18 protein-coding genes, 3 pseudogenes and 1 riboswitch are annotated in these 26,388 nt (G+C 44.6%); of the genes and pseudogenes, 13 read left to right on the top strand and 8 right to left on the bottom strand.

Annotated elements, in window-relative coordinates:
* Together QUA13_RS17570 and QUA13_RS17565 are read left to right on the top strand one after the other, a co-directional pair.
* Positions 1-285 (top strand): annotated as a pseudogene (locus QUA13_RS17570) (IS630 family transposase); the annotation flags it as partial.
* A 57-nt stretch (positions 286-342) separates the two neighbouring features.
* Positions 343-630: pseudogene (locus tag QUA13_RS17565) on the top strand (HNH endonuclease); the annotation flags it as partial.
* A gap of 135 nt (positions 631-765) precedes the next feature.
* Here QUA13_RS17565 and QUA13_RS17560 read toward each other — a convergent pair.
* Complete coding sequence (locus QUA13_RS17560; RefSeq protein ID WP_333200478.1) at positions 766-2,238, bottom strand: Dyp-type peroxidase; 1,473 nt, start codon at positions 2,236-2,238, stop codon at positions 766-768.
* Between the two features lie 476 nt (positions 2,239-2,714).
* Here QUA13_RS17560 and QUA13_RS17555 point away from each other — a divergent pair, with 476 nt between their 5' ends.
* The 6 genes and pseudogenes from QUA13_RS17555 to QUA13_RS17530 all read left to right on the top strand — a co-directional run.
* Entirely contained in the window at positions 2,715-3,038 is a 324-nt protein-coding gene (locus QUA13_RS17555; RefSeq protein WP_333107349.1) for a hypothetical protein, read from the top strand.
* Between the two features lie 46 nt (positions 3,039-3,084).
* Entirely contained in the window at positions 3,085-3,411 is a 327-nt protein-coding gene (locus tag QUA13_RS17550) for a hypothetical protein (protein WP_333200476.1), read from the top strand.
* Positions 3,412-3,747: 336 nt separating this feature from the next.
* A complete protein-coding gene (locus QUA13_RS17545) occupies positions 3,748-6,003 on the top strand; it encodes a TOMM precursor leader peptide-binding protein (protein ID WP_333200474.1) in 2,256 nt (751 codons plus the stop codon).
* A 34-nt stretch (positions 6,004-6,037) separates the two neighbouring features.
* A complete protein-coding gene (locus QUA13_RS17540; RefSeq protein WP_333200472.1) occupies positions 6,038-7,132 on the top strand; it encodes an amidohydrolase family protein in 1,095 nt (364 codons plus the stop codon).
* A gap of 154 nt (positions 7,133-7,286) precedes the next feature.
* On the top strand, positions 7,287-12,626 hold the full coding sequence (locus QUA13_RS17535; protein ID WP_333200470.1) for an AAA family ATPase: 5,340 nt from the start codon (positions 7,287-7,289) through the stop codon (positions 12,624-12,626).
* Between the two features lie 409 nt (positions 12,627-13,035).
* Positions 13,036-13,308 (top strand): annotated as a pseudogene (locus tag QUA13_RS17530) (helix-turn-helix domain-containing protein); the annotation flags it as partial.
* 429 nt (positions 13,309-13,737) lie between these two features.
* Here QUA13_RS17530 and QUA13_RS17525 read toward each other — a convergent pair.
* Positions 13,738-14,853 carry a fatty acid desaturase gene (locus tag QUA13_RS17525; protein WP_333200468.1) on the bottom strand — a complete coding sequence of 372 codons (1,116 nt, stop codon included), beginning with the start codon at positions 14,851-14,853 and terminating at the stop codon, positions 13,738-13,740.
* 796 nt (positions 14,854-15,649) lie between these two features.
* A riboswitch (cobalamin riboswitch) is annotated at positions 15,650-15,794 on the bottom strand.
* 150 nt (positions 15,795-15,944) lie between these two features.
* Here QUA13_RS17525 and QUA13_RS17520 point away from each other — a divergent pair.
* Together QUA13_RS17520 and QUA13_RS17515 are read left to right on the top strand one after the other, a co-directional pair.
* Positions 15,945-16,136 carry a hypothetical protein gene (locus QUA13_RS17520; protein WP_333189679.1) on the top strand — a complete coding sequence of 64 codons (192 nt, stop codon included), beginning with the start codon at positions 15,945-15,947 and terminating at the stop codon, positions 16,134-16,136.
* Positions 16,137-16,223: 87 nt separating this feature from the next.
* Entirely contained in the window at positions 16,224-16,691 is a 468-nt protein-coding gene (locus tag QUA13_RS17515) for a hypothetical protein (protein WP_333189678.1), read from the top strand.
* Positions 16,692-16,791: 100 nt separating this feature from the next.
* On the opposite strand, the gene QUA13_RS17510 is transcribed toward QUA13_RS17515, so the two are convergent.
* The 4 genes from QUA13_RS17510 to QUA13_RS17495 form a co-directional block, all read right to left on the bottom strand.
* The gene (locus QUA13_RS17510; protein ID WP_333200466.1) at positions 16,792-17,058 is read right to left on the bottom strand and encodes a type II toxin-antitoxin system YafQ family toxin; all 267 of its coding nucleotides are present in this window, start codon (positions 17,056-17,058) and stop codon (positions 16,792-16,794) included.
* Positions 17,059-17,060: 2 nt separating this feature from the next.
* Positions 17,061-17,267 carry a hypothetical protein gene (locus QUA13_RS17505; RefSeq protein WP_333189676.1) on the bottom strand — a complete coding sequence of 69 codons (207 nt, stop codon included), beginning with the start codon at positions 17,265-17,267 and terminating at the stop codon, positions 17,061-17,063.
* Positions 17,268-17,392: 125 nt separating this feature from the next.
* A complete protein-coding gene (gene thiO / locus QUA13_RS17500) occupies positions 17,393-18,490 on the bottom strand; it encodes a glycine oxidase ThiO (protein WP_333200464.1) in 1,098 nt (365 codons plus the stop codon).
* Between the two features lie 151 nt (positions 18,491-18,641).
* Entirely contained in the window at positions 18,642-18,980 is a 339-nt protein-coding gene (locus tag QUA13_RS17495; RefSeq protein WP_333200462.1) for a 2Fe-2S iron-sulfur cluster-binding protein, read from the bottom strand.
* Between the two features lie 117 nt (positions 18,981-19,097).
* Between QUA13_RS17495 and cimA the strand changes: the two genes are divergently transcribed.
* Complete coding sequence (gene cimA / locus QUA13_RS17490; RefSeq protein WP_333200461.1) at positions 19,098-20,711, top strand: citramalate synthase; 1,614 nt, start codon at positions 19,098-19,100, stop codon at positions 20,709-20,711.
* Between the two features lie 100 nt (positions 20,712-20,811).
* Here the strand turns inward: cimA and QUA13_RS17485 are convergent, their stop codons facing one another.
* Together QUA13_RS17485 and QUA13_RS17480 are read right to left on the bottom strand one after the other, a co-directional pair.
* Entirely contained in the window at positions 20,812-23,022 is a 2,211-nt protein-coding gene (locus QUA13_RS17485) for a peptidase domain-containing ABC transporter (protein WP_333200459.1), read from the bottom strand.
* Between the two features lie 489 nt (positions 23,023-23,511).
* A complete protein-coding gene (locus QUA13_RS17480; RefSeq protein ID WP_333200457.1) occupies positions 23,512-23,739 on the bottom strand; it encodes a secretion protein HlyD in 228 nt (75 codons plus the stop codon).
* A 339-nt stretch (positions 23,740-24,078) separates the two neighbouring features.
* Between QUA13_RS17480 and QUA13_RS17475 the strand changes: the two genes are divergently transcribed.
* Together QUA13_RS17475 and trpS are read left to right on the top strand one after the other, a co-directional pair.
* Entirely contained in the window at positions 24,079-25,194 is a 1,116-nt protein-coding gene (locus tag QUA13_RS17475; protein WP_333200455.1) for an HlyD family efflux transporter periplasmic adaptor subunit, read from the top strand.
* Between the two features lie 141 nt (positions 25,195-25,335).
* Complete coding sequence (gene trpS, locus QUA13_RS17470; protein WP_333200453.1) at positions 25,336-26,346, top strand: tryptophan--tRNA ligase; 1,011 nt, start codon at positions 25,336-25,338, stop codon at positions 26,344-26,346.
* Positions 26,347-26,388 lie beyond the last annotated feature (42 nt).

Genomic DNA, 26,388 nt, shown 5'->3' with positions numbered 1-26,388 from the left:
AGTTACCACAAATATAAAGAGATGAAGGCTTACCTAGAAGAAGTTAATCGAGGCAAACAGAAGGATGAATGGCCTTTGACTTGTGTCCTGTTTGCTCCCAATGCTCCCGAGCAGAATCCCGTAGAGGATATTTGGCTCCATGCCAAAACTTGGGTGAGAAAATTTGGGAATCGGATCGGTTCTTTTTCCTTGGTTAAATGGTTCTTCAATTTTACCATACAGCAGCAAAGCTTTGACTTTCCCAAGCTACACAAGTTTGGTGATTTTGAGCCAACATTCTCATGAAACTACTGCTCGATCGAACCCTCGATCGATTTATGAATGATTTGCGATCGCTATAGAAGCCCCTATGATGGCGACTTAGTTTATTGGAGTAGAAGGTTAGGCAGACATCCTGAATTACCTAACAGACAAGCGATACTTTTAAAACAACAACAAGGTAAGTGCGCTTGGTGCGGACTACACTTTCTTTCAGGAAATGTAATGGAGGTTGACCATAAAATCCCACTTTCTCAAGGAGGAAAAGACGAGTGGGTTAATCTTCAGCTATTACATCGACATTGCCACGATGAAAAGACTGCTGCTGACGGCAGTCAGAAGTCTGTTAATGACAAAGGGATTGCACATTGAGTAGCCGTGTGCGGTGAATAATCGCACGCACGGTTTCGGAAGAGAGGGGTGGAATGGCAACATTCCCCTCGACTCTACCTCCCGGCTTTACCCCTAAAGGGGATATTTAAGCCGGATTTGGTATAACCGCGTGTTTTATTTCACGGCGATCGCTGAAATATTTTTCAGAAAACTAATGCTAGGAGCAAAAAAGAATTCGCCTCCTTTCATCGTGACAAAATTATAAAAATCGAACGGTACTTTCTCGTCCTTCCCCCACTCTTTCGGCCACGCTTGCCCTTCAATTTGTTTTTTTCCTTGACCTGCAATGCCGTCCAAGCCTGTTGTATAGTTGACAAAATGCTGATTATTCGCCCAGTTTTTTTGCATAAACATAAACTGGTTGAAAATGTCGCGCTGAAAACATAGAAACAGCAATCCTACTTTTTCGCCTGACGCTGGCTGAACCTTCAGCTCTTTTAAATGTTCCAGTTGATTTTCAAATCGCGAGAGTTTTGACAGGGAGTTATCCCGTGCATTCGGCATCTCGCCATAGCTAACTGCTCGACGAACAATTCGATGCTGGCGGTGTTCTTCTAAGGTTCGGTATTTGTCGTTTTTGTCGCCGCGCGGATTTGCTTTGCGGATGTGTGCGTGAAAGGGACATTTCATTCCGTCGCGATCGCCATCATAATTGAAATTATTAGGAACTGTATCGGAATTTTGTTTTGATGGAGAAAGCGTCACTGGCGTTCCGTCTCTGAACCGCCCCACAACTAAAGCACCTGCCCTTTCTACATCTTGATCTGACAATCGCAGCTTTTTAGCCAGTTCTCTCTCTGCTTCTCTGAACCCTCGCACATCTTGTTCGAGCTTTCGGTAGACGCAATAGCTGCCAAAGCTATGCTCTCCTTCACCGAAAGGATCTTTTACAAGCACTAATTCTAAAGGTGCAGAAGCATCCCACAAATCAGTACCTTGTTCTTTTGCTAGCTCAATATCTTCTTTTAAAAATAGAGGCTGGCTGACACCATCTCGGAACCCAAAATGTTCAATAGTCTGCCCTTTTTTATTTTTGAGGACAATGCCTACTTCTGTATGAACAATCTCTGCGACGAGCCCAACTTCTTCTATGACCTGTTTTGCCTGTTTTTCCAGGTTGTCGCGATCGTTATCAGCCAGGAGAATGAAAGCATGAATTTCATTTTGGAAACTTTTTTCCCATTCTTCAACTGGAGGGTCGAACAGAATCGTCCTGAATTGCCGAAGTCCGACTTTGAAAGCTGGACTTGGAAATTTGCCGCTTCCCCCGGCATCTAACTCGAAGTCGAGCACTTTATAACCGTTATAAGATAGAAAAAAGTTGGCAAACAAACCTTCGATTTCTTGACAGTTGCTTCTAAACTTAGCATGATCGTCCCACTGTTTCTTAGCGGACATAACAAACTTTTCGGTAAAGTAGCCGATCCATTTTTTAACTGCGTCGGGGTCTGACTTGAATTTAATCAAAATATGGGTTGAATAGTCTCGTTCGTGACTTTTGAGGATATTTCCCTGCAAATCCTCTAACATATTTTGATACTGTGGATTGTTAGGATCGATATGGGTTTGGTTTAAGTCTATGGTCACAGCTTTTTTGCAGCACTCTATTTTTGAGGTTTTGGCTTTGGCCGTTTCTCAGTTTTGCAAACTGTAAGATAGTTAACAGCTTTGTTGCTTAGCGGATTTTGGCTTTGATTTATCAAAATTACCAGGTTGTAAGTGTCCTGTCAAGCTATTAAATTTGCCAGACTCAGAAGAGAGTTTTCTCCCGCTTCCCAATCTACCGGAGGAGCTAGATACTTTAAGCGATGACCAACTCTATGGATATGCCAATCAAGGTGGATTATTTGGGCTTATGAGATTCACTTAAATCGGATATCTTGTAGAATTCTCGATCCGCTCTATAGCCAGCCCGGAAATTTATTTCCGGGTTCATAACGTGCAGTTGGCGTAAATTTATGTAAATTGTATCTTGACTTAAAGATATTTCCGTACTAGGCTGTCATCAGCCGATAGGTTTTATCGACAAGTGCTCTATTTGACCATTAGCTGAGAGGTAAATTATGGACAAACCCCTGTATCCTCCAGACTTAGCTGAAGCATGGAACCGTCTTTTTGGTCATGCTTGGCATAAGGATAATAAGGAATTTCTGCACCAACTGAGGAAAGATCCAAGGCAAACAATTGGTGAGGTTGTAAACTCTGGTAAACCTGAAAGTATATTAGGGTCATGTGCGACGATTCTAGAATATGTAAATGACGACTACTGTGAGTATGGTTTCATATCGCTGCCGACTCTACCAGAGGGATTAGAAGGATTGAGCGAAGAACAACTCTATGCTTATGCCAATCAAAGCGAGTTGTACGGAATTATGAGACATACTTGAATGGCCTAAAAATTTTGCACTACCTAATTATGAAAAGAGAAAAATAATGATTAACACTCCTTGTCCGCCAGAGTTGCGAGATGCCTGGGCACGGGTTTTTGCTCATGCTTGGCAACACGACAATAAACAATTTCTGCGAGAACTGAACAAAGATCCGAGACAAACAATTAGTCAAATCGCCAACTCTCGCTCACCTGAAAAGCTAGCAGAAGCTTGCCAGACTATCCTCAACTATGTAGATGCCCCTGACTCGGAAGAGGGTTTTTTGGCCCTTCCTCCCCTGCCAGAAAGTTTAACGGGGGATTTAAGCGAGGAACAGCTCTATGGCTATGCCAAGCAAGACGGATTGTACGGAATTCTCAGAGTATGTTGAAGATCGTATCTGGTGTTTTAAAACGCTAATTCTCAAGACATATTTTTTGAATTAGCGAGAGCGCGCGTAAAATTAGCCTTGACTTACTCCTACCAGATATACCTTCTCCATAGGGGCGCATAGCTATGCGCCCTAGAGCCTAAAGCACGAAAAGAAGAGAAAGTCTTTTGGCGGAAATAAAATATAAAAAATTTGCGCTAATCTCTGACATGAGTTATAGCAGAAGGAAGAAGGAAGAAGGAAGAAGGATGAGGGAAGAATAGCAAGGGTTTCAGCAATCAAAAACGTCCTAACCCTCTTGGCGGTTGCTATATTTAAACAATAGTTATTTAAACAATGATGCGTCAGCCGAGGTTTAAACCATGTTTTCGCTGCGAAATTGTCCCTTCTGAAGGCGTATTTTTACTTGCCGAAAAAGATCATTTTCTGTTACGGGGAGATGCCTACATTCAGCTTGCACCGCTTCTAGACGGTAAACACACCTTAGAAGAAATTATAGATACTCTGCAAGATAGACTCTCTTTTGTCGAAATATTCTATCTGCTCGATCGCCTGCAAAGTCAAGGCTATATTACAGATGCCGAGCCCTCCGTGCCCGCCGAAAAAGCAGCTTTTTGGGAAATGCTAAAGGTAGAGCCAGAGATAGCTGAAAAATGCCTCAAGGAAACGACTGTTTCTGTAGTTTCCTTGGGTGAAATCGACACCGAACCATTCAAAGCAATGCTCGCATCAGTGGGAGTTAAACTCGGCGAAAATAGCGCTTGCTCGGTGGTGCTAACTGACGATTATCTGCAAGAAGATTTAGAAGAAATTAATCAAAAAGCCTTGCAGAACGATCGCCCCTGGATGCTCGTTAAACCATTAGGAATAGAAATTTGGATCGGCCCGATTTTTATCCCCGGCAAAACTGGCTGCTGGGAATGTTTAGCGCACCGACTACGATCGCACCGCCAAGTAGAAAATTACCTGCAAAACCAAAAAAACACCGCATCCTTTCCTACTTCTTTATCTGCATTGCCATCAACCCTAGCTACAGCCTACGGCATCGCCGCCACCGAAATTGCTAAATGGATCGCCTGCGAGCGCAGCGAATCTCTCGAAAGCAATATCATCACCTTAAACGCGCTTTCTCTGGAAAAACGCCATCACTTTCTCGTGCAGCGTCCCCAATGTCCGTGCTGCGGAAACCCGCAAGATTTCGCAGCTAAACAATCAGCACCCATTGCTCTTTCTAGTCGTAAGAAATCTTTTACTCGCGATGGCGGACACCGCTGCATCTCGCCACAACAAACCTTGAAAAACTTAGAGCATCACGTCAGCCCCATTACTGGCATTATCAGCATTCTTCAGCGAATTTCTACCTGGGAGGAAGAAAACGGACTGACAACTTCCTACCGTGCCGGTTACGGCTTAGTCGGCGCGATCGCAGACTTAAATGAATTGCAAGAAAGCCTGCGTAGCGAATCTTACGGTAAGGGAAAAAGCGACACTCAGGCAAAAGTCAGCGCCTTGAGCGAAGCAATCGAGCGCTACTCCATCGCATTTCAAGGAGATGAAGCCAGAATCCGAGCCAAGTTAAAAGACTTGGGGAGTATCGCAATTCACCCAAACACTTGTATGCTTTATAGCGAAAAGCAGTTTTCAAATCGCGAGCAATTGAATAGCGATCGCATCAGATTTAACTGGATTCCAGAACCATTCAACGAAGAGGTGGAAATCGAGTGGAGTCCAGCTTGGTCGTTAACTCACAACGCGCCTCGATACATCCCCACTGCCTACTGTTACAGCGGTTATTCCCAAAAATATTATGCCCCCTTTGCTGTTGCCAACTCCAATGGATGCGCCGCCGGAAACTACTTAGAAGAAGCAATCATGCAAGGCTTCATGGAATTAGTAGAACGAGACAGTATTGCCCTGTGGTGGTATAATCAATTAAAAAAACCAATAGTAGATATTTCCAGCTTTGACGAGCCGTATTTTCAGGAAATAGAGGCGCATTACAAAACGTTTCAGCGCGACCTCTGGGTACTCGACCTTACCAGCGATTTAAACATTCCCGTATTTGCCGCTATTTCGCGCCGCAATGACCGTGAAGAAGAGAATATTATTATGGGTTTCGGGGCACATTTTGACCCGCAAATAGCCCTGCTACGGGCCTTAACCGAACTGAATCAATCCTTGCCTGCTGCGTTTTTTGGCATACTCGATCCAAAGAGTGCCGATCGCGATCGCGACAGAGAAGCGATCGAATGGTGGAAGAGCGCAACAGTCGCTCAACACCCCTATTTATTGCCAGACAAAACAGCCCCCTCAAAAACACCCGCAGACTATCTCAAACAGTGGAGCGACGATCTTTATACAGACGTAATGAACTGCGTAGAAATTGCCCGAACAAACGGATTAGAAACAATTGTTTTAGACCTATGCCGCCCTGATTTAGGCTTGTCCGTTGTTAAAGTAATTGTACCCGGACTGCGGCATTTTTGGCCGAGATTTGCCCCTGGTAGGCTCTACGATGTACCCGTTAAAATGGGTTGGCTAGCTGAGCCTTTGACTGAGGAACAATTGAATCCCCTACCAGCTTTTTTCTGAAAGTTTGTCAAATTTAAAAAATCTCAATAATCTTATGTTGAAGCCCTATCAAATTATCGATGCAGATTGCCACGTTTTAGAGCCAATTGACCTGTGGAAAAACTACCTCGAACCAGCCTTTAAAAACCGGGCACCATCGCTCGATCTAAAAGTTGATGGTCAACCGATTTATCAGAAGATAACCCGCCAACACCAAGAGGAAGGGCTGAAAGTGGCAATCCGGGATTTCACCAGCTACGGAATCGATCGCTACGATGCCTGTTCTCAGGTAAAGGCGATCGCGAAAATGGGAGCTGATATCGCATTTTTGTATCCCACAATGGGACTGTGGCTGCTTGCCGTCGATACAATGGATGCACAACTAGCAGGCGCATTTACCCGCGCCTACAACAATTGGCTGCGAGACTTTTGCAGCTATGACCCCCAGATTCTTAGAGGAGTCGGTGCGATTAATCTCCACGCTCCCGAAGAAATGGTGCCAGAACTGCGTCGCATCGCAGAATTTGGATGGAAAGCCGTGTTTTTGCGCCCCAACCCAGTCAAGGGACGGCTGCTTTCTGACCCCGCTTACGAGCCATTTTGGAGCGAATGTGAGCAGTTGGGGATTGCCGTCAGCCTCCACGAAGGGACTCATTCCCACCTGCCAACCACCGGATCGGATCGGTTTAACACCCGATTTGCCATGCACGCCTGTTCGCATCCAATGGAACAGATGATGGCCCTGTTGGCCCTCATCGAAGGAGGAGTGTTGGAACGCCATCCCCAACTCAGAGTAGGCTTTCTAGAGTCGGGTTGCGGCTGGCTACCCTACTGGTTGTGGCGGCTCGATCGCGAGTATTGCGACTTAGGCTGGGAAGTCAAAGACAATGTTAAAATGAAACCCTCAGAATATTTTCGCCGTCAGTGCTTCATCTCATTTGAACCTTCTGAGCCTTATTTAGCTGAGACAATTGACTACATCGGCACGGATAATCTGATCTTCGGTTCTGATTTTCCTCACATCGATCACCACCCAGACATTATCGGGGAAGTTGTAGCGTTGAGCGATCGCCTATCCGAAAAAACCGTAAAAAAAATCCTCTGGGACAACCCCTTTCGCTTTTACGGACTTGATGGTCAAAATTTGTAGGGCCAAACCGCCCGTAGTTGCCCCAATGCCGAAAACGCCTATTTCCTCCGTTAGTCAAGCGGAGTCGGCACGGGGGCACAACCATACAAAATCCTCATTTTCCTGAGAATGAAACAGATGTCTCTATACGGATAATGAAGTAAGGAACAAATTAATGACGCTCACAATTTCCGGCTACCAAATTACCCAAGAAATTTACGAAACTGCCAACTCACTAATCTATCGCGGATGCAGCCCAACAGATAACCAGCCCGTTATCCTCAAAGTGCTCAAACAAGCCTATGCGCCGCCGGAAAAAATAGCCTGGTTCAAGCGGGAATATGAAATCCTCCAAAAATTGAATTTGGCGGGAGTCGTAAATCCCTTAAACCTGGAAAGCTACCAAAATCGCTGGGTAATCGTACTGGAAGATTTTGGCGGCGAATCCCTCCAGCAGTTAATAAAGAGTCAGCCCTTCACGCTGAGCGAGTTTTTGTCTCTTGCCCTTCAGATTGCAGACATCCTTGCTCAAGTGCATCAGCAGCAAGTTATACACAAAGATATTAACCCTTCTAACATTGTCTTTAATCCCAAAACTGGACAATTAAAAATTATTGATTTTGGTATTTCTACAGTTCTCTCGCGAGAAAATCCAACGCTGCGAAACCCGAATGTTTTAGAAGGAACGCTCGCCTATATCTCGCCTGAACAAACAGGGCGAATGAACCGAGCGCTCGATTATCGTACAGATTTTTATTCGCTCGGAGCAACTTTCTACGAGTTGCTAACAGGGCAATTGCCTTTCCAGATTGACGATGCGATGGAGTTGGTGCATTCGCACATTGCTAAACACCCTACCCCACCTCACCAACTCAACGCAGATATTCCCCAACCTCTGTCAGAAATTGTCATCAAGCTGATGGCTAAAAATGCCGAAGACCGCTATCAATCGGCTTATGGCGTTAAGGCAGATTTAGAGGAATGTTATAGGCAATGGAAGCGATCGCAGCGCATCGAGCCTTTCCCTCTAGGTCAGCAGGATTTTTCCAGCAAATTCCAACTTTCGCAAAGGTTATACGGACGAGAGCGAGAAGTCGAAATGCTACTCGCCGCCTTCGATCGAGTCGCAGGCATACAAAAAAATGAAAATCCCCAATCGCAAATCCCCAAACGCAAATCCCCAATTGAAATGATGCTGGTAGCGGGATATTCTGGTATCGGCAAGTCGGCTTTGGTACAGGAAGTTTACAAGCCAATTACGCGGCAAACCGGGTATTTTATCTCTGGAAAATTCGACCAATATCAGAAAGATATTCCCTATGCCTCGCTGGTACAAGCCTTTCGCTCTTTAGTGGCGCAATTGCTGACCGAAAGCGAATCTCAGATAGTAGCGTGGCGCGAAAAATTGTTAGCAGCTATTGGTGAGAACGGTCAGTTAATCGTTGCGGTCATTCCCGAATTGGAATTGATTATTGGCACTCAACCAGCCGTCCCCGAACTGGCTCCAGCAGAAGCCCAAAATCGCTTTAATTTAGTGTTTCAAAACTTCATTCGGGTGTTTACTCAGCCGGAACATCCAATGGTGATGTTTCTGGACGATTTGCAATGGAGTGATGGCGGTTCTTTAAAATTAATTCAACGGCTGATGACAGGCTCAGAAAGTCAATATTTGTTTATTATTGGCGCGTATCGGGATAACGAAGTGAGCGATGCTCATCCCCTAATGCTGACACTGGATGAGATTCGTCAAGCTGAGGGAATTGTTAGTCAAATAACCTTAAAACCATTGGAGTTATCTCATGTCAGTCAGTTGATTGCCGACTCTTTCAACTATGACTTAGCACCAATTCTGCCTTTGGCAGAATTGGTGCAGACCAAAACCAATGGCAATCCCTTCTTCATTAATGAGTTTTTGAAATCTCTGTACAGCGAAGGACTGCTGAAGTTTGATTTTCAGCTTGGTGGCTGGCAGTGGGACTTGCAGCAGATTCAAGCGCAGAACATCACCGATAATGTCGTAGAGTTGATGGCGGGCAAGGTGCAGAAGTTACCGCTTTCAACGCAGCAAGCTTTGAAGCTAGCTGCCTGTATTGGCAACCAGTTCGATCTCCAAACGTTGGCAATTGTCTCTGAAAAATCGCCGCGAGAAATAGCGATTGATTTGTGGGAAGCGATCGCAGAAGGTCTGATCTTACCTCTCAGCGATGCCTACAAGTTGATAGAACTTGACGTGCAGGGGTTAGCAGAAGAGATAGAAGTTGAGTATAAATTTGCCCACGATCGCATTCAGCAAGCCACCTATTCCCTCATTCCCGAAGCAGACAAAAAAGTTGTGCATTGGCAAGTAGGGCAACTGCTGCTACGGAATACACCGCTAGAGAAGCGAGAGCAAAAAATATTTGATATCGTCAACCAACTAAATCAAGGGGGCGATCGCATTTCCTGTCAAGCCGAGCAAGACGAGCTAGCTCAGCTTAACCTGACAGCAGGCAAAAAAGCCAAGGCATCAGCAGCCTATCAACCCGCCTTCAATTACTTGCAAGTTGGCTTGAGCTTATTAGAAGAAAATAGCTGGGAATGCCAGTATGAATTGATTCTAGCGCTGCACGTAGAAGCCGCAGAAGCAGCTTATCTCAGCGACAACTTCCAGCAGATGGAACGATTAGCTTCTGTAGTGAAAAATCGCGCCAAAACTGTACTCGACAAAGTAAGAATCTACAGAGTAACCGTACTGGGTTATGCAAACCAGCATCAACTACCAGAAGCAATGCGTAGCGGACTCGAAATTTTAGCTCAGTTGGGGATCGCGCTACCGGAAAACCCAAGTTTAGCAGACATCGGACAAGCTATAGAAGAAACAAAAGCGGCTTGGCTAGGCAAGCAAATTGAGGATCTCATTGACCTGCCAGAGATGACTGCTCCTGAAAAGCTGGCAGCAATGGATCTCCTGTTTGATGTCATACATCCAGCCTATGACGGCAACCCCGGACTCTTCACACTGTGCGCCCTGCAAATGGTCACTTTATCGGTCAAATATGGCAATACGCCTCTATCAGCTCAAGGTTATGGATCTTACGGAATAGTTCTGTGTGGTGTCGTCTTCGATATAGAGTCTGGCTATCAATTTGCGAAACTTGCATTGAAGCTGGTAGAGAAATTCAATAGCAAAAAAATCAAATCGGCGGTGATATTCTTAGTTTATTATTTTTCGGTAATTTGGAAAGAACACTTCAGAGAAATACTTAAACCTTTTTTAGAAGGATACCAAAGTGGCTTAGAAACTGGAGACTTGCTACTGGCTGCCTTTAATGCTTACGGCTATTCTTGTCATTTATACTGGATTGGCAAGGAACTGGTCGAGGTCGAACGGGAAATGGGCAAATACAGTCAGGCAATATCCAATATCAATCAGAATCTAACTCTGACTTATCTCAACAGATATTGGCAAGTCGTCTTAAATTTGAGTGGAAAATCAGAAAACACCTGTCGATTAATTGGCGAAAGTTATGACGAAGTAAAGATGTTGCCAAGGATGCAGGAAAACCAAGACAGATACGGAATTGGTGACTTGCATTTACACAAACTTATCCTCTGTTATTTATTTGGAAACTACGGCGAAGCCCTGGAAAATGCGGCAATTGCAGAAAATTATTTAGATGCTATGTTAGCTACGTCATCTGTCGCTATTTTCCATTTCTATTATTCTCTAGCACTGCTGGCAGTATTTGCTGATACTCCAGAGTCCGAAAAAGAGGCTTTTCTTGAAAAGGTTGCTGCCAACCAGGAAAAAATGAAAATGTGGGCGAGTTACGCTCCTATGAATTACCTGCACAAATATTACCTAGTCGAAGCGGAACGCGCCCGAGTTCTGGGCAATTATAAAGATGCCAGAGAATATTATGACTCTGCTATCTCCTGCGCCCGCGAAAATGAATATCTCAACGAAGAAGCTCTCGCCTACGAACTCGGGGGACGATTTTACCTCTCCCGCAACCAAAGCCACGTTGCTGGTCACTATCTCCAAGATGCTCGCTACGCTTACCAGACTTGGGGTGCCCTTGCCAAAGTCAAAGACTTAGAAGCGCGATATCCTCAGTTTCTCACCTCAACAACTAGCTCTACGAAAGTCACCCAAACAACCATTTCCACTACAGGCAGCAGTTCCGGCGAAGGGCTAGATTTAGCCACAGTCGTGAAAGCTTCTCAAGCTATTGCAGGGGAAATTGTCTTAGATCAATTGCTCGCTAAATTGACGAACCTCATCCTCGAAAATGCCGGGGCGCAAAAAGGCTTCCTCATTCTATCCGACAACGGACTTTTAAAAATTCAAGCACAAGGAGAAATCGAGCGCGAAGTCCAAGTGCTGCAATCTCTTCCAGTTTCTAGCAGTCAAAATCTCCCCTTGGCAATCGTCAATTACGTCGCTCGCACTCAAGAAAATGTGGTTTTAAGCGAAGCCACGCGGGAAGGGATTTTTACCAACGATCCTTACATTATCGCTCACCAACCTAAGTCAATCTTGTGTAGCGCCATCGTTAATCAAGGCAAACTCATCGGCATTCTTTACTTAGAAAATAACATTGCGATCGGTGCTTTTACACCAGAACGCCTGGAAGTTGTCAACATCCTTTCTTCTCAAGCTGCTATCTCCCTTGAAAACGCCCTTCTCTATCGCACTCTAGAACAAAAAGTCGATGAACGCACTGCCCAATTAGCATCAGCCAACCAAGAAATTACGGTGCTTAACGAGCGTCTGAAAGCTGACAATATCCGAATGAGTGCTGAGCTAGACGTAACGCGCCGACTGCAACAAATGATTTTGCCGAAAGAGGGCGAACTCAGTAATATTCCCGGACTTGATATTGCTGGTTTTATGGAACCCGCCGACGAGGTAGGTGGCGATTACTACGATGTACTACAATACGGCGATCGCATCAAAATTGGCATCGGCGACGTAACGGGACACGGATTAGAAAGCGGCGTTTTAATGATTATGGCGCAAACTGCCGTGCGAACGCTAATGGTGAACAATGAAACTGACCCCGTGCGATTTTTAAATGCCATCAATTGCACTCTTTATGACAATGTAAACCGCATGAATTGCGACAGAAACCTCAGCCTTTGTTTGCTAGACTATGAGGAGGGAACTCTGCGCTTGAGCGGACAGCACGAAGAGGTGATTGTAGTGCGGTCTAGCGGCGAAGTGGAACGAATCGATACGATGGATTTAGGCTTCCCGATCGCTTTAGACTCAGACATTGCCGATTTCATTCTATCAACTGAAGTCCACTTAACTCCGGGAGATGTGGTGGTGCTTTACACTGACGGAATTACAGAAGCGAAAAATGAACAAGGCTTGTTATACGGTGTGGAACCACTGATAGAATCCATCTGCCGAAATCGCGATCGCACTGCTGAAGAAATCCGCCAAGCTGCGATTGATGACTTGCGCTATTACATCGGCGAACAAAAAGTGTTTGATGATATTACCTTAGTGATACTTAAGCAGAAGTAGCCTCGGCGGGGAGACTGGGCTGTTTCATTCTCGGCTCATTCATCAAGTCAGGGAGGCAGCTATTCCTTACCGTACAGATTGGGTGATTGAAAATGCGAGCCAAGAAGGCCTAAAAATAGCGAAGCTGTCATCAACCGCAAAGTAGCACTTCAAACCCTTACCTGATAAGGCATTGCGATTAATGTTGCACTTTTGTAGACATATCTCGGCTCAATGCCCTATTCACATGACACAAGTGAATTAATACCATTTTGCCAAATAAGTGCTCCAATGTCAGAAAATTAAGGGATTTTTTAGGAATGTCAACTATCAAGAAAGAATTGATGCAACAGTCAAGGAGTTGAAAATAATTTTGTCACAACAACGAACTGTAATTAATCGACAAAAAATTTAAGCACTTTATTGCTTAAAAGCTGGCTATAGTCTAAGTCTGACAGATGTAGCTGAACGTTTAGGGGTACATAGAGTTACTGTACATAGATGGTTAAAAAAATATAGTATTGGCGGTCTATCAAGATTGTTAGAAATACGGCAATCAACGGGTAGACCGCGAGTAATTCCCTTGGGCGTAATAGCTGGATTGTCAAAAAATTTAAGTGATGAGTCCTGTGACTTCAAGAGTTATAAGCAAATTGCGAAATGGGTGGAAAACAACTTGTCAGCCCTAGCTACTGTTGCATGATTTTTGAAAATTGGTATCAGTTAAAAGCTAGTTTGTTAGCAGATTACCTCAGCCAAGAGCTTAAACAGGCCTCTCTTAAGCTGAAATTTATTTAGTTGACTCCTCAATTCAAACACACATTGATTCTCTTTTTATCTAGTGATCGCCTGAGTCAGACTGTTGGTGATCGCCAGATCCTTAATGCGCTATATATAGCGTCATTGCGTAAGTCCTGTTGGTGCAAATAAACTGGTCACGAGGAGGGCGGGTTTTGTCAGAATAACAGGCTGCTAGCATAGCTCCCGGTTAAACCCGCCAGACCCATCTAATGTTTATTTGTAACCACCTACTTAACTAGGAAAGTTACTGTTAAAATTTATCCCACTAGCTGCATCCATAATCATAGGATTGTGGTTATAAAAAAGCAACCAAATTCATTGCCAACCGATTTTAATTAGCTACATTACTGAAGGGAATTTCTTCGGCTTCTTGAAATAATTTAATCGATTGCAGACTATCTGAAGCAGCATCCCAAAGAATGAATTGGAAGCAGTCAGGAATATCGCGAATAGTCAGTAATTTTGAATTAGCCAGCAAGTGAATATTAGCATTGTGACAAGCCAGAAGATTATAGTTAGGTATTCGCTCAGAGAGATGATGAATATTGTGGTAAGCAATATCAGCCGAAAACCAATTGAGAATAGTTGGTAATTTTAGGTAACTACTGCCTTCAATTGCCCCAAGAAGATAGTCCCAACCCTCGGCTTTATGAGCGTAGGAACCGTCAAAATTATGCTGAACAAAGAAAATACAGATAAATATCGCTGCTGAACAGGTCATGACAATTGAGTAAACACTCCAGAAAAAGCCAAACCCAAGTAAGTTGCTCAGATAAATCCAGCTACCCACAACACAAATATTGTTGAACAGTAAATCCCAAAACTCAGCCGTCGTATACCAATGTTTGGATTTATAAGAAGCAATCATTGCAGATAAACCCATGCCAAAATCTTGAGTGAGACAAGCAAAAATATGTCGGATAAAACCCGTAGTTCCCAATATCAGCGCTAGTCTTGGCTTAATAATTAGATAGAAAAAACCACCGGGAAACAGCATCAATGGGTGTCTGAGAAACTGATACATCTTTTGACTAAATGGACTTAGCGCCGCAAATTTTTCGGTGGATATCAACGCCGAAGGGCCTCGGTACATATCCCAATTACCATTATGTTTGTGGTGATAAGCGTGTCCCCTCGACCAGGGGTACTGAGGAATCGCATTGATGATACCTAGGATAAAACCCATAATGCGATTGACTTTTTTGGAGCTAAAAAGAGAATAATGCCCGCAATCGTGCATCAAAGAGAAACAACGTCCTGAAAAAAGTGTCATCAACACCATTATCGGCGGAAGAAGGAATACAGAAATGGCAGCCGCTTTAAATGCTAAAAACCATAAGAATGTATAAGGAATCACTGTATTGAGTATTTGGCAAGTAGCTTTGAAATTGTTGCTCTTCATATAAGGAGCTAGCACAAAATCGGACTTTTTGATCGCGCTTTTCATTCAGTATGTCTATGGTGTGTGGATAAGTGCTTAGCTTAGCATCAGGATATGATGGCTATTTTGGGCATTGTTTTGTTGCAGGTTATTGGGTGAATTGCAGCAGTTGAATTTCAGCCCATGCTTGACCAACCTGCTGATAATATTTAGTTCATTCGCTCCTCCTTTGAGTTGTGTCGCAAAGCTGAAATTCATCCCAACGTTGACGTACTTGCTCATAACAAACGGCAAGAGTAATTGCTAATCGTTGCAGTAAATCGATTTCTATTTAACCGTGACCTATTAGCAGAATAATAATTTATTGGGTGGTATTGTAGGTCGCAATGATTTCAAGCAAAATTGAGATAGCGGATGCCTCTCTTGACGGTCGTTACAGATAATCTGTTAGCGATAATTCAGTTAGGAATTGCAAGTGATGCGGAACCGTATTGACAGCGAAAATATACTGAGACTGAGTTGAGATCATTACAGGGTATTATTTGCAAAAAGTAGCGCCAAACTACAGTGAAATAATTCAGATATTGCACATTTAAATTGCATATTTGGGGCGGCGTCGGGGCAATGGCATACTCATGGTTTAATTATTTGTTGATGTGCAACTTAAATGCTGATTAGCTTAGCAATTGGGGGACGATAGCCTAGTATTCATAGTCATGAATAAACTATTACTTGACTAAAAAGCTATCAGGAATAAGTGAAATCTAATCAATATCTTTCTAAGTGAATAGACCGCTCGCCATAATACATTAATTTTGAGAATGCTGAATTAACGATCATCTATGCCTCTTAGACGAAAAAGAACAGGTTTGGGATATCGGCGGGCATTCTGACTAAGAGACTGTATAATCTCATCACATTTGCGGGACAGCGCCGGATCTACGCCGGACTTTCGCCGTTTCTTCCAACGGTTTTTTTTCGTTGGAACCGATTTTTGCACATTTATGAGGTTATCACAACTCTGGTTTGTTTGCAGAAAAAACTGTGAAGCGTGCCAGCAGCCGAACAAATCGCTGCACCGGAAGGCATTAATATGATTGGTTGGTTGCACGATCGGCGTTCGGTTATGTAAGCCAGTATTGTTGCTTGTATCGTCTGTGGCGCACTTTACCCTTCCAGGCTCTACGCCCAACTCGATCGCAGGTTCAAAAGTTGGGCTACTCCCGAAAACTTGTGATTTGCGGGCGATAGGGGCGATCGACAAACAGCCCGCCCTGGAAACCAAAGCTGACAAAACATCCACAACTTTTTGCTTGATTCTGTATCTACTCCTGAAGACGGGAATTTGAGAAATAATCGCACTTGCTGGCGATCGTTTTTTGTGCTCGGAGCTCTAACTTGCTACAATCTAATCGCACACGCGACTAAAAGGGATTATGACCGAACTATTAGATGAGACGCTTTCTATTGAAATAGCGGCGCGCATCAAAAGCAACCGTAAAAACTGCTTTGACAACGCTTGTAAAGCTGCATTAGCTACCGAGGGGGCAATTTATGTTCAAGGATTTTTAGCTGTGCCCGGAGCACCGTATAAACCCATCGAGTATAGCTGGATTGAACTCGACGAACGAATTGTTGACCCAACCTTTCCCCATCTCGGTTTAATCGCTCAAGACATTCATTACTTCCCTGTACAGCGCTTCAGCGTCAAGAAACTCAAAGCAATCCTAGAAGAATCAAAAGAAGATTATCCTGAAGACGACCCGCTGCCAGTTTATGGCAATCAACCTTATGAATATTACGGTGATTTGATGTTAGGCGGTAGCGATTACCAAAATGCTTACGATTTGGCTGCCGCTAAATGCAGAGAATTGAACCAACCTAAAAAACAGGATGCGAACTAATCAGGACTTACCAAAAAATGGTTTGGCGCGCTACTTACAGCGGTAAGGTGCGGACTGCGCACGCTACAGATACAGATTACTCTAGCAACTGTTCTGTCGATTAATATACTTCATCATGACTTCCCAAATCTACAAACACGGCTTTTCCGTCTTCTGTAAAGTAGAAAAGTACCCTTTCGTCGTAATCTACGCTAAAGCTCCAAAACTCCTTGAGCCTACCGGACAATTTATGAGTTTTTAAGCTTGGTTCAAACGGCTCTCTGATGAACTGTTCCAGCTTTTGCCAAAACCTAGCCTCCAAATCAGCATCGCCTTTGATCCGCTTTTTGAAAGCACGCTTGAATGAAGAACTGAAACTGACTTCCACGATTATTCCTCTATCATTAGTCTGAGTTCATTGATGTTAGCGAAAAATTTCAGTTCACCTTTTTGTTGTTCAATCTGCGCTGACTTAAAGTTTTGATACATCTCTTCGCGACGTTCTTCCCGGAGATATTGCTTCAACAACAGTTGAAGCTCTTGCTTTTCGTCAGTAGAAAGATTCTTGATCGTCTCGACCACATCACTGAAAGTCATAACTTAAAAAACCCTATTGTGCTGATTAGATTATAGCAAAAAATATCCTTTTAGTTGACTTTCGTTTCTCGTTACGCGACTCTGCCTCGTCTTTTAAAAAGCCAAAAATCTCACTATTTACCATTTTAAAACTTCCAAGATTCAGGAAACCTCGAATAATGAAAAGCAGCCAATAACGGATCGGATTTCCGATCGCAAATTAAATCAGCCAACAATTTAGCCGTCACCGGAGCCAACAAAATGCCATTGCGGTAATGCCCCGCAGCCAGCGTCAAATTCTCCCAAGCACTAGCACCCAAAATCGGCAACTCATCAGGAGTAGCCGGCCGAAATCCCCACCAAAACTCCAGAATCGGATAATTTTGTAATTCTGGATATAACTTAATAGCTCCTGCTAGCAAACTTTGCATTCCCGCAGGCGTATTTCCAGGCGTAAAATCCACATTTTCGCTAGTAGCGCCTATAATAATTCTGCCATCTTGACGCGGCACAATATAAATTCCAGTCCCGAATAAAACTGTTTGCAGCGGCTGCATCACTCCACTATTTTCTGGTACGCATACTGACAGCATTTGCCCCTTTATTGGATAAACAGGAATATTCAATAATTTCTCAGACCAAGCACCTGCCGCCAAAATATAACGGTCAGCTTGTAATTTTCCTGCCGTTGTTTCTACTCCACAAACTCCGTTTCCCTGCCGAATAATTTCCTCGGCACTGCCTTGAATAATATCAATTTTTAATTCTTTACTTGCAACTTGAAGCGTCCGAAATAAAGCGCGGTTGTCAACTTGAGCGTCGTCAGGATACCACCAACCGCCCATTACTTCTTGACCCAATCCAAACTGGTGCTGGTGAACAGAGTCTCTGTCCAACCATTGATAATTAAGGTTTGACAAAAGCGGCTTTTCTTGAAGCTCATTTTGACACACGGGCGCGAGAATTCCCGATCGCCAATATCCCGTTTTCAATCCGGTAATATCTTCTAGCCGTTCCACCCAGGCAGCATACAGTGCGCGACTTTGCAAGCACAAATCCAGCATCGGACTGGGAGGAATTCGTTCGGCTTGTGGGGCAAGCATTCCGGCAGCAGCCCGGGCGGTTGGTTGTTTAGAATCGGCTGTGAGAACAGCGACAGATGCCCCTCGCAATTTCAGTTCAACTGCTAGCGAAAGACCGATTATTCCACCGCCAATAATCAGAATATCTTTAGATGAATTCATTAACTTTTATATGGACTTTCTGGCTTTTTTGACCTCTGGGGTTTCTTGATGGTAAGGTGCCGAGTGTGCACCTTACAGTTAGAATTATTGCGCAAGTCTTACATATTATCTTGCAAGGCGATCGTCCTATCTGCCTTCCTTAACAAAAAATCTATCCTTGGGGTTTCCAGACAGTTTCAGAACCCTGGCCCCAGAAACCGTCATATTTTGTCACCTTAATATCGCCTAAAACCTTGGTTTGGCAGGACAAACGGCGGTTGGATGCGCGAGAATGCGGAGGAACCGAAAGTCGGGCTTTTTCGCGCCACTGGGACTCGGAAACTTCGCCTTCGACGGTGACGGCGCAGGTGCCGCAAGTGCCGAGGCCGTGGCAGTTGATGACTTTGGCGTTGCCATTGTAGAGATCGATGCCGTTTTTGAGCAAAACTTCACGGAGATTGGCTCCGCGATCGCACTCAAATGTTTTTCCTTGCGCTTGTACCTTGACCACAGTAATTTACCCCGGTTAGATTTATGTTAATTTTCATATATATTATCGCATTAATTACAAATAAATTCATCTAATATAGTAAGTGATATATTACCAATTTCTCGATCGCAATTTCCCATGACAAATCGGCTCTGGATCTACGATACCACGCTGCGAGACGGTGCTCAGTGCGAGGGACTCTGCTTATCTCTCGAAGATAAACTGCGAATTGCTCGGCAATTAGACGGTTTAGGAATTCCCTTTATTGAAGGCGGCTGGCCGGGGGCAAATCCTAAAGACGTACAATTTTTTTGGCGGCTCAAAGAACAGCCGCTAACTCAAGCCGAAGTTGTCGCTTTTTGTTCGACAAGGCGGCCGGGAACAACGGCAGCAAATGATGAAATGTTGCAGGCTATTTTGTCCGCCGGTACTCGCTGGGTGACACTGTTTGGTAAGTCGTGGGATTTGCACGTTATTGAAAGTTTGAAGACGACGCTAGAAGAAAATCTGGCAATGATTCGAGATACAATTGAATATTTGCGGAGTCAGGGAAGGCGCGTTATTTACGATGCCGAACACTGGTTTGACGGCTACAAGCACAATCGAGATTATGCTATTAAAACTTTAGAAGTGGCGGCCGATGCCGGTGCAGAATGGCTGGTGCTTTGCGATACTAATGGCGGTACTTTGCCTCACGAAGTCAGTCAGGTTGTTCGCGAGGTTCTAGAAGCTTTAGGAAGCAATAGCGAAAAATCTTTACAGTTAGGAGTTCACACTCACAACGACTCGGGAGTTGCGGTTGCTAATGCTTTGGCTGCTGTGCGGGAAGGAGTGACGATGGTACAGGGAACTATTAACGGTTACGGCGAACGCTGCGGCAATGCTAATTTATGTTCGTTGATTCCTAATTTTCAGCTCAAGTTGGGTTATGATTGCATTCAAGACGAGCAATTAGTTAGATTAACTCAAGTAAGCCGATCTGTCAGCGAAATTGTCAATCTTGCTCCCGATGACCGTGCTCCTTTTGTTGGCCTTTCCGCTTTTGCTCACAAGGGCGGAATTCACGTATCGGCGGTTGAGAAAAATCCGCTGACTTACGAACACTTGGAACCAGAAAAAATCGGCAACAGTCGCCGCATTGTGATTTCCGATCAAGCAGGTTTGAGCAATGTTTTGGCGAAGGCTCGGACTTTTGGCATTGAACTCGATCGCAAAAATCCTGCTTGCCGCCAAATTTTGGAAAAATTGAAAGATTTGGAAAGCCAGGGATATCAATTTGAGGGTGCTGAGGCGTCTTTTGAATTGTTAATGCGAGAAGCCTTGGAGCAACGGCCGCCGTGGTTTGAAATTAAGGGATTTCAAGTCCATTGCGATAAGATTGGCGAAGACTGTATGGCTTTGGCAACGGTGAAATTGTCAGTAAACGGTACAAATATTTTAGAAGCTGCGGAAGGAAACGGCCCGGTTTCGGCTTTGGATGCGGCTTTGCGGAAAGCTTTGGTGAATTTTTATCCCGCCATCGCCCATTTTTACTTGACAGATTACAAGGTACGGATTCTTGACGGCGGTGCGGGAACTTCTGCTAAAACTCGCGTATTGGCTGAGTTTAGTAACGGTCAAGACCGCTGGACGACTGTTGGGGTTTCTGGTAATATTTTGGATGCTTCTTGTCAGGCTGTTGTTGAAGGTTTGGAGTACGGTTTGGTGCTAGAAAATCAAGAGGCGATCGCCCTAGTTTGCCGGGTACATTAACCAAGCCCTTGTAGGGACACGGCAATGCCGTGTCCCTAGGGAGTTAGGATTATTTAATCTATAAATTGAGAGATTATATGCTGACGCACCCTACAAGTTTTCAAGGTTCCAAAAACTCTAAATGATCTCCGGGAATCGATCGCAATTTTGCAGCCGATCCTTGCAGTTTCAACCTGCCGCGCTCTAACATGATAATCCAATCGGCGCGATCGATCACTCGTGGTCTGTGACTGATAAAAATCGTCGTTTTCCCGTGCCGGTACATCAACAAATTTTCCAAGACTTCCGCTTCGCTTGCGGGGTCAAGCCCTGCGGTAGATTCGTCTAAAATCAATACGGGCGGGTTGTTGAGAATGGCGCGGGCGATCGCCAATCTCTGTCTTTGTCCGCCAGAAATATTCGCTCCAAACTCCCCTAAAACTGTTTGATATTTATCAGGCAATTGGCTGATAAATTCATCCGCACCCGCAATTTTACACGCTTTCACAATCTCTTCAAAGCTAATTTCTGGACTTCCCAAACGAAAATTTTCGAGAATCGAACGGCTCCAAAAATGCGCTTCTTGAGGAACCAATACTACCTGCTGTCTCAGACTGTCGAGAGAGAAATCCTGCAAGTTGTAACCGCCAATTCTAATATTACCCGATTGCAGCGGATACAGACCAGCAATTACTTTAGCTAGCGTACTTTTTCCGCAGCCGGAATAGCCGATCAAAGCAATTGCTTGACCGCCGGGAAACGTGACGGAAAAATTTTCCAGCAAGTCAAGTCTGCCGGGGTAGTGAAAACTAACACCCTTGCAAACAATACCGTCGCGATCCTGAATGGTTACAAAAGGTTTATTACTATCGTTTTTAGTTTCCTGTTCAGCGTCGATGACTTCCGAAAGCCGTTGAGTTGCTGTCTGGACGCGAGTGATTTCATCCGAAAATCCGACTAAGGAAGTCACCCAAGTAGTAACGTTTTGATTCATGCTAATAAACGCTAGCAACTGGCCGATACTCAATACCTTGTCAATCACCAAACCGCTGCCCAACCACAGCAGAGTAATGCTGCCCGCCGAGGCAATAAAACCGGAAAATATATTGTTGAGAATGCCGATTTGCGTAGTGCGGAAAGTGAGATTTGCTAAGCGGCCGAAGCGGCTTTGAAATTCTTCCCAAAGTTCCTGGGTACTGCTAGTAGTTTTGACAGTCAGTGCGCCTTTAAAAGTTTCTACTAAAACGCCTTGAGTTTCTGCTTCCAGCACAAATAAGCTGCGCGTTTTGTGCTGCAAAACGGGCAGAAACACCACTGTAGAGGCAGTCATTAACACAGCAATCACTGTAGCTGCCAGCGTCAATTCCTTGCTGTAAAACAGCATAAAAATAAAAGAAACTATAGCTATAAAAAATTGACTGGGCAAGCTGATAGCGACTTGAGAAACTAATTTATTTATTTCTTGGATATCTTGTAATCTACTGACGATTTCGCCGCTGCGTCTGGTTTCGTAAAAACTCAAAGGCAATCGCAGGAATTTGCGCGCGAATTCCATCACTAATCCCAACTCTAAACGTTGGGAGAACTGAGCGATCAAGTTGGACTGTACCAATCCTAAACTGCTGCTAAACAGGTTCATAACTATAACTGCGATCGCCACACTCCCCAGGAGTTGTCTGTCGCCCCGCACCAGGATGTCGTCGGTGAGCAGTTGAACTAGAAAAGGCGAAGAAATCGACAGCAAACCCAACACTGCATTCAGCAAAAATGCTTCCATTAAAATCTGGCGGTAAATCCCAATCCGGCGCATCCATTTTTGTAAGGAATTGGCGGGGGGTTGACCGTCTGCTGCGGCAAAAAACCGTTGCGGATCGGGTTCTACTAGCAAGCACAGCCAATCTGTCCAAGCTGCTGCTAATTCTGCTTTAGAAACATAGCGCATACCGACAGCCGGATCGCCGATCGCATATTTGTTGCCCTGTTTGCCGTACAAAACAACCCAGTGATAGCCGTTCCAGTGAATAATCATCGGTAGAGGGGCATCATCGAGCTTGTCTAAAATTGCAGCGGCCGCTCGCACAGATCGCGCATTAAAGCCGATCGCCTCAGCACCTTGTTTCAAGCCCAGTAAAGTCGTCCCTTGTTGCCCAGTGCCGACAAATTCTCGCAAACGGCTAATTGTAAAATTCTGTCCGTAAAATTTGGCGATCGAAGCCAGACAAGCCGCGCCACAATCTTCTTCGCTCTGCTGGAGCACAACCTGATATTTCATCAACCTATTTACTCGTCCGGAGAAAGGCATTTCTCGGATAAAAGGAATGTTCTTTAACATTTGGCAAAATGAATAATGAGTAGAGCCTAATGAACATTACCCCTCACCGAGTACCCAATCAGAACAAAGCACCCATAAGTTTATGGGTGCTTTATTAATTCACATCAATAGATCGATCGAATTTTACACAACTGAACTTTACCAGTAGCGAGCTACTGCTCTGAAAGTACCATCACAATTCCGGCGGTACACAATGTGACGTGTCGCACCACGGTAACAGTTGTCGTTGTATCTCGTCGAATAATAGTAGCCACCGTTGACGCTGGCAGATTCTTCAGGGGTGACTTCAGTAAACAGTGAGGTGTCTGTAGTTTTTTGCATGATAGACTCCGTTTGGTTGATGAAATTGAGTGAATACAAACTAGAAACTATTGAATTTTTCTAGTATCGTTTAACTACTAATCTATATTTCTCAAATGCCGGTCGTTCTCCGGAATATTACGGATAAACTTTCAAAGTTTAGCCGATCGCACAACCTGACTCAGCTATCTAAACCACAAGGGTTTTGAAAGGGCGATCGCGGCGAGGATCGTACAGATAAAGCTGGCTAGGCGGCGGCAGGAAAAACAGCATATTGAGGCTATTGCTGCGGCTGTTATCGGTTTGGCTGCTGCTGTTAGCGCCGCTGACACCGCTGGTAATGCTGCCACCGCTGACAGTAGCAGATTCTCGATCGGTGAGTTCGGTCAAGAGTGAATGTTGTTGATTTTCTGACATAAAGAACTCCTATTAGTACCTATGTACTTACTTACTACCTACGGATATATGAAAAACCCGGTAACAGCGCCAAAACTTATTGCTGAAAAGCCATAATTTCATAAGTCTTGCCCGCTGGCTTCACTCCTATTGATGTTTGGCGAAGTTTGTGGGTAGAGACGGCAAAGCTGTGCGGATTTTTACATTGACCCTGTGAATTTTGATTTAGACTTCTAAACCTATTCTTGGTTTCCGGAAAGCCGATCGTAAAGGTGACAAAAGAAATAAGCGATCGATCTCTGCCTCTCCCCTAACTCAAAACTCAAAACTCCAAAGTATTCCCCTCTCCCCCTTGCCGCCATGTCTCTCACTCCCGAAGCCACACCCGCTGAAACCTTTGATAACGACCAGTTTTTGCCCCCTGTCAGCCGCTGGACGACTTTGGGGGGCATTTTGATGGTGGCGACATTTGGCGGGGCGATCGCCCTCGCTAGCGTCACCAAATACAGCGCTACAGTCAAAGCAGACGCGATCGTCCGTCCAGCCGGAGAAGTGCGCGTCGTGCAAGCAGCCACCGAAGGAAGCGTCGAAAGCATTGCTGTCAGCGAGAATCAGACAGTAAAAGAAGGAGATGCGATCGCAGTTGTAGACGCTTCGCGTTTGGACGCTCAAAAAAAGCAGTTACAAGAAATAATTAATCAGTCTCAAACAGCAGCACAGCAAATCAACCAGCAATTGCGCGACTTAGAAAATCAAATTTTGGCCAGCGCCCAATTTAAAACCATCCAAAGTGACAGTTCCGCCCAACAGGAATTAATCGAATCCGCTCTAGTAAAATTCGCCACCTCGCTGCCGGATGTCGCCGAAAGACTGGGCAGAAGTCGGCGGGTTTTGCTAGTCAAGCGATCGTCCATTCAACAACAACTAATTCAAGCTAAAAAAGAACTCAATCAAATTGAGTTAAAACTCGAAAATAGCGTGATCCGCACGCCCACGGATGGTACAATTCTCAGATTGGAAGTACGAAATACGGGTCAAACCGTACAAGCCGGCAGCGCGATCGCCCAAATCGTCCCCAGCGACGTACCCCTGGTAGTCAAAGCCAAGGTGACATCCCAAGACATCGCCCGCATCCAAATCGGCCAACCCGTACAGATCAGGATTTCGGCTTTGCCTTTCCCCGATTACGGTACATTAAAAGGAACTGTCAGCGAAATCGCCCCAGATGCGATCGCCACTCAAAATCCCACTAATAATTTAGGTACAGCTTATTACGAAGTAGCAATTAAGCCAGAACAAACTTATTTAACAAAACTCAAATCTACCAGCGGCCAATTCTTCGGAACCCCTCAAGCCAACGTCCCCCGCCAGTATTCGATTCAATCGGGAATGGAGGGCAGAGCCGATATTATTACCGGCGAAGAAACTGTTCTGACATTTGTTTTGCGCAAAGCAAGGTTGCTCACAGATTGGTAATTAGTCAGTTGTCAGTTGTCAGTTGTCAGTTGTCAGCAGTCAGCAGTCAACAGTCAGCAGTCAACCGCCAGAAAATTATAGGCTCTGAAATTGAAATAACGTGTCAATATAGAAATGTGAGTTCAATTCTATTCTTTCCTCATGGGCAAACAGCGCGTTCTTTCAGGAGTTCAGCCAACAGGCAACCTTCACCTCGGTAATTATCTCGGTGCCATTCGCAACTGGGTAGAAGGTCAAAGTCAGTACGAAAATTATTTCTGCGTAGTCGATTTGCACGCAATTACGGCCCCGCACAATCCAGCAACTCTAGCCTCCGACACTTACACGATCGCCGCACTCTATTTAGCTTGCGGCATCGACTTAGAATATTCTACTATTTTCGTGCAATCCCACGTCTCGGCGCACACAGAACTAGCATGGCTGCTCAACTGTATTACGCCGATTAACTGGCTCGAAGATATGATTCAGTTTAAAGAAAAAGCAGTTAAACAAGGCGAAAATGTTAACGCAGGCTTGCTAAATTATCCCGTGTTAATGGCAGCAGACATTTTGCTTTACGATGCCGACAAAGTGCCAGTGGGAGAAGACCAAAAACAGCATTTGGAACTCACCCGCGATATTGTCATCAGATTAAATCACCAATTTGGCACACCCGAAAAGCCAGTATTGAAACTTCCCGAACCGTTAATTCGGACTGACGGTGCGAGGGTGATGAGTTTGACTGACGGCACGCGCAAAATGTCGAAATCTGACCCTTCCGAACAAAGTCGAATTAATTTATTGGATTCGCCAGATACGATCGCCAAAAAAATCAAGCGCTGCAAAACAGATGCCGTGCGGGGTTTGACTTTTGACGACCCCGAGCGCCCCGAAGCTAGAAATTTGCTGACACTTTATCTCCTGCTTTCCGGCCAATCTAAGGAAGAAGTAGCAACAGAGTGTGAAAACATGGGTTGGGGAGATTTTAAACCCTTGCTGACAGAGACTACAATTAGTGCCCTCAAACCAATTCAGGATAAATACAAGGAAATAATGGACGATCCGGGATATTTAGAGTCTGTACTGCGTCGCGGAAGAGAACAAGCAGAAGCTATTGCTAATCAAACACTCACTAAGGTTAAGACAGCTTTCGGTTATTCTTTACCTGTTTAGTTGTTAGTTGTGAGTTGTTATTGGTTACTGGTTAAGAATGAC

The sequence above is a fragment of the Microcoleus sp. S28C3 genome, assembly GCF_036700785.1.
Lineage (GTDB): Bacteria > Cyanobacteriota > Cyanobacteriia > Cyanobacteriales > Microcoleaceae > Microcoleus > Microcoleus asticus.
The sequence above is the reverse complement of the archived record's forward strand: the minus strand, read 5'-3'. Positions and strand labels throughout refer to the sequence as shown.

Excerpts from the sequence above, each read along its gene's own strand:
- QUA13_RS17480 (WP_333200457.1), bottom strand. The coding sequence starts at position 23,739 with ATGTCAGAAAATCAACAACATTCACTCTTGACCGAACTCACCGATCGA.
- cimA (WP_333200461.1), top strand. The coding sequence starts at position 19,098 with ATGACAAATCGGCTCTGGATCTACGATACCACGCTGCGAGACGGTGCT.
- QUA13_RS17550 (WP_333200476.1), top strand. The coding sequence starts at position 3,085 with ATGATTAACACTCCTTGTCCGCCAGAGTTGCGAGATGCCTGGGCACGG.
- trpS (WP_333200453.1), top strand. The coding sequence starts at position 25,336 with ATGGGCAAACAGCGCGTTCTTTCAGGAGTTCAGCCAACAGGCAACCTT.
- QUA13_RS17515 (WP_333189678.1), top strand. The coding sequence starts at position 16,224 with ATGACCGAACTATTAGATGAGACGCTTTCTATTGAAATAGCGGCGCGC.
- QUA13_RS17485 (WP_333200459.1), bottom strand. The coding sequence starts at position 23,022 with ATGTTAAAGAACATTCCTTTTATCCGAGAAATGCCTTTCTCCGGACGA.
- thiO (WP_333200464.1), bottom strand. The coding sequence starts at position 18,490 with ATGAATTCATCTAAAGATATTCTGATTATTGGCGGTGGAATAATCGGT.
- QUA13_RS17505 (WP_333189676.1), bottom strand. The coding sequence starts at position 17,267 with ATGACTTTCAGTGATGTGGTCGAGACGATCAAGAATCTTTCTACTGAC.
- QUA13_RS17475 (WP_333200455.1), top strand. The coding sequence starts at position 24,079 with ATGTCTCTCACTCCCGAAGCCACACCCGCTGAAACCTTTGATAACGAC.
- QUA13_RS17535 (WP_333200470.1), top strand. The coding sequence starts at position 7,287 with ATGACGCTCACAATTTCCGGCTACCAAATTACCCAAGAAATTTACGAA.
- QUA13_RS17545 (WP_333200474.1), top strand. The coding sequence starts at position 3,748 with ATGATGCGTCAGCCGAGGTTTAAACCATGTTTTCGCTGCGAAATTGTC.
- QUA13_RS17540 (WP_333200472.1), top strand. The coding sequence starts at position 6,038 with ATGTTGAAGCCCTATCAAATTATCGATGCAGATTGCCACGTTTTAGAG.
- QUA13_RS17555 (WP_333107349.1), top strand. The coding sequence starts at position 2,715 with ATGGACAAACCCCTGTATCCTCCAGACTTAGCTGAAGCATGGAACCGT.
- QUA13_RS17525 (WP_333200468.1), bottom strand. The coding sequence starts at position 14,853 with ATGAAAAGCGCGATCAAAAAGTCCGATTTTGTGCTAGCTCCTTATATG.